General features: G+C 71.8%; 6 protein-coding genes. 2 read left to right on the plus strand and 4 right to left on the minus strand.

All coding sequences use genetic code 11. The annotated features are described in order from the left end of the window. Nucleotides 1–495: hypothetical protein (locus OUY22_RS36295; RefSeq protein WP_270159849.1), on the minus strand; the 495-nt coding region annotated here is incomplete at its 3' end. A gap of 133 nt (nt 496–628) precedes the next feature. Between OUY22_RS36295 and OUY22_RS36300 the strand changes: the two genes are divergently transcribed. Then, nucleotides 629–865, plus strand: a complete 237-nt coding sequence (locus OUY22_RS36300; protein ID WP_270159850.1) for a hypothetical protein — start codon at nt 629–631, stop codon at nt 863–865. Here the strand turns inward: OUY22_RS36300 and OUY22_RS36305 are convergent, their stop codons facing one another. The 3 genes from OUY22_RS36305 to OUY22_RS36315 all read right to left on the minus strand — a co-directional run bounded on the left by OUY22_RS36305 (nt 866) and on the right by OUY22_RS36315 (nt 2434). Next, a complete protein-coding gene (locus OUY22_RS36305) occupies nt 866–1504 on the minus strand; it encodes a class I SAM-dependent methyltransferase (RefSeq protein WP_270159851.1) in 639 nt (212 codons plus the stop codon). 19 nt (nt 1505–1523) lie between these two features. After that, on the minus strand, nt 1524–1811 hold the full coding sequence (locus OUY22_RS36310; RefSeq protein ID WP_408638258.1) for a metal-sensitive transcriptional regulator: 288 nt from the start codon (nt 1809–1811) through the stop codon (nt 1524–1526). Between the two features lie 95 nt (nt 1812–1906). Next, on the minus strand, nt 1907–2434 hold the full coding sequence (locus OUY22_RS36315; protein ID WP_270159853.1) for a nuclear transport factor 2-like protein: 528 nt from the start codon (nt 2432–2434) through the stop codon (nt 1907–1909). A 425-nt stretch (nt 2435–2859) separates the two neighbouring features. On the opposite strand from OUY22_RS36315, the gene OUY22_RS36320 reads away from it, so the two are divergent. Beyond that, a partial coding sequence (locus OUY22_RS36320; RefSeq protein ID WP_270159854.1) for a CDGSH iron-sulfur domain-containing protein occupies nt 2860–3072 on the plus strand: 213 nt, incomplete at its 3' end.

Consider the following 3072-nt stretch of genomic DNA (forward strand, 5'->3'; position numbering starts at 1 on the left):
CAGCTTCACGTCCGGCACGCCCTCCAGGTCGGGGACGCCCGGCGGCCGGATCGCGCCCCAGTAGTCCTGGGACAGCTCCCGCAGCGCCTTGACCAGTTCGGGGTCGAGCGGGTTGATCGTGACTCCGCCCGGCACGGTGAGGATCCCGATCTCGTACGGCTGGAAGATCCCCTGCACGCCGGTCAGCTTGTGGACGCCCTCGGGCACGTTGACGGCGGCGGCGTAGTGGCCGGGCTCGGGCAGCGGGGTGCCGGGGAAGTCGCGCACGAGGCCGTCGGCGCCGGTCAGCCGGAGCGCGGCCGGGCCCAGGTCGCCGTCGTACGGGTGGGTGCCGTGCTGCAGGATCCAGAACCCGATCGTGTACGAGACGCCGGGGGTCAGCTCGGATGGGACCGGGTCGAGGTACGTCACCGCCCACCCGCCTGACGCGGCGGCCGGTGGCGTTCCCGCGACGAGGGCGGCCGCGGCGGCCAGGATGACGATCAGTCTTCTCATGTCACACCTCCGGCGGTGATACACCGGCCGGCGCCGACAGGTTCCCGGCGCGGGGAGGCTGCGCGCGGCCCCGACAAGGCGCAGAATTGAGGGGCAGGCGGGGGATCCGGCGAGATGCGAGGAGGCCCGCGCCGTGTTCGCCACCGGACGCGAATATCTGACGGGGATGCTCGACGTGCTGGTGCACGAGGGGATGCTGGCCGCGTGGCGGCGGGCGCCGCTCGACGGCTACGTGATCCGTACGCACGAGGGCGAAGAGATCACGATGACCCCGGCGCAGGCCGGGATGTGGACCCATGGCGCCTTCGCGGTCTATCTGGCCCTGGTCGACCAGGGCCGCATCAGCCCGCGGCTGCCGGACGAGCCCTGATCAGGCCGCCTTGCGCGCCCGGCCGAGCACGTGGGTGAGCGTGGGCGAGCCGGGCAGCGGCCTGTGGGCGAACCGGTCGTGCTCCTCGACTGTCAGCCCGGCGGCGCCGATGGCCGTCACCGGGTCGCGGTCGAGGTGGCAGCCGCCGGCCATCAGCGACCAGACCGGCGTGACCAGGCGTTGCAGCAGCACGCGGCCGGGCCGGTCGGAGCGGGCGTGTTCGAAGAAGCGCAGCTCGCCGCCGGGCTTCAGCACCCTGCGCAGCTCGGCGAGCGCCGCCGCCAGGTCGGGGACGGAGCAGAGCACGAGCGAGGTCACCGCGGCGTCGAACGCGCCGGTCTCGGCCGGCAGCGCGCCGGCGTGGCCGGGCACCACCCGCACCGGCACCGGGGCGGTGGCCGCGGCCCGCTCGGCGGCGGCGCGCAGCACGTCGTCCGGCTCGACCGCGAGGACCTCGCGCACGCCGGGCGGATAGTGGCGGAAGCTGAGGCCGTTGCCGGCGCCGATCTCCAGGACGCGGCCGCTCAGCCCGGCCGACAGGCGGGCCCGCAGCTCTCCCGTGGTGGCCTCGGCCTGCCGGCTCATCCGGTCGTAGGCGCGGGCGAAGCGGGGGTGCTGATACCGCGAGAGATCGGGCATGGCTCCCAGCGTATGTCGCTCAGGAGCGGACGAGGCGGGCCACCGCGTCGGCGGCCTCCTTGACCTTGACGTCCGCCTCGGCGCCGCCCTGTTGGATGGCCTCGGTCACGCAGTGGGCCAGGTGCTCCTCCAGCAGGGCGAGCGCGAACGACTCCAGGGCGCTGGTCGCGGCCGAGACCTGGGTGAGGATGTCGATGCAGTATTGGTCGTCGTCGACCATGCGCTGAAGGCCCCGGATCTGGCCCTCGACGCGGCGCAGGCGCCGCAGGTGTTCCTGCTTGTTCCCGGTGTAGCCCGCCATGGTCATGGTCCTTTCGCTCTACACCTGATAACACCATACCCCCGTAGCGTATTTCGCCGACGAAAGGGCGGCGCCCGGCCGTGCCGGGCGCCGGTGGCGGCTCAGTCCGAGCTGCTGTTGCTCATGTAGCGGTCGATCTTCCAGGAGCCGCCCTCGTTGGCGAGCAGGAAGAATCCGCGGGTGGAGTCGACGGTCGCGGAGACGAAGGCGGCCTTGCCCATGGCCTCCGACTCCTCGATGTTCGGCGTCCCCTCCACCTTGGCGTCCTCGAAGACGTCGGTCAGGGCCTGCATGCCCTCCGCCGTGTCCTTGCCCTGCACCGCCGCCACGCCATCGGAGGTGAACATCTTGGCGGCCTTCTGGGCCTCGCCCTCGTCGAGCGCCTTGTAGAACTGCTCCACCACCGCCCGGGGCGACGTCATCGCGCCCGCGGTGCCGGTCGGTGACGCCGTGCCCGAGTCGCCGGGCATCGGGCTCTCGTACATGCCGGTGTCGGTGCCCGTGGGCGAGGCCGGGCTGGCGGCCCCCTTCATCGCCTGTCCACTGCCGGTCGCACCGCAGCCGGCCGTGAGGAGAGCCGGCACGGTCATGGCCAGCAGGAGGCCCCTGCTCAGGAATTTCATGCTCATAGCGGCAGTAATTCCCGCCCTGAACATCCCTGAATGCGCGCTTGGTCCAGTCTGAACGAGTCCTTTAACGGCTCCGGGTACGGCCGGTCAGGCGGGGCTCACAAGAGTGGTTCACCCGATTTGTCGTGATCGTTCAGAGGGGTGATCGTTGCCACCTCGATACCTCTTTGGCGGCATGTCGCCTATAGCGTCCCTTCAGTGCCGCATATCCAGGCGAACCTGAAGTCGGATGCCGACCCGCTCCCCCAGCGCGAGGAGGCCGAACGCTGCCTCACCTTCGACGCGAACCGGCGCTGCGTACTCCCGGTGGCTCACCACGGCACCCACGTCTACCCGCCGACCGACACGAACCCTCCGCCCGTGCCCCGTTAGACCCGCCCTGCGGGGGGCAGCCGAGGCGGATGCGGCACAAGAGGAACGAGCCGGTGACCGTCACGCCCTGCGAGGACGGTCCCCTGCTGGTACGCGGACCGTTCGAGCTGATGACCCAGGACGGCGAGCCGATCGCGCCCGGCCGGGAGACGGTGGCCCTGTGCCGGTGCGGCCTCTCGGCGCAGAAGCCCTTCTGCGACGGCTCCCACAAGACGGCCGGCTTCCGCGCCCCCAGCAGCCCCCGGTCCACCCCACGGCCCGCCGGC

The sequence above is a fragment of the Nonomuraea corallina genome (assembly GCF_027620315.1).
Lineage (GTDB): Bacteria > Actinomycetota > Actinomycetes > Streptosporangiales > Streptosporangiaceae > Nonomuraea > Nonomuraea corallina.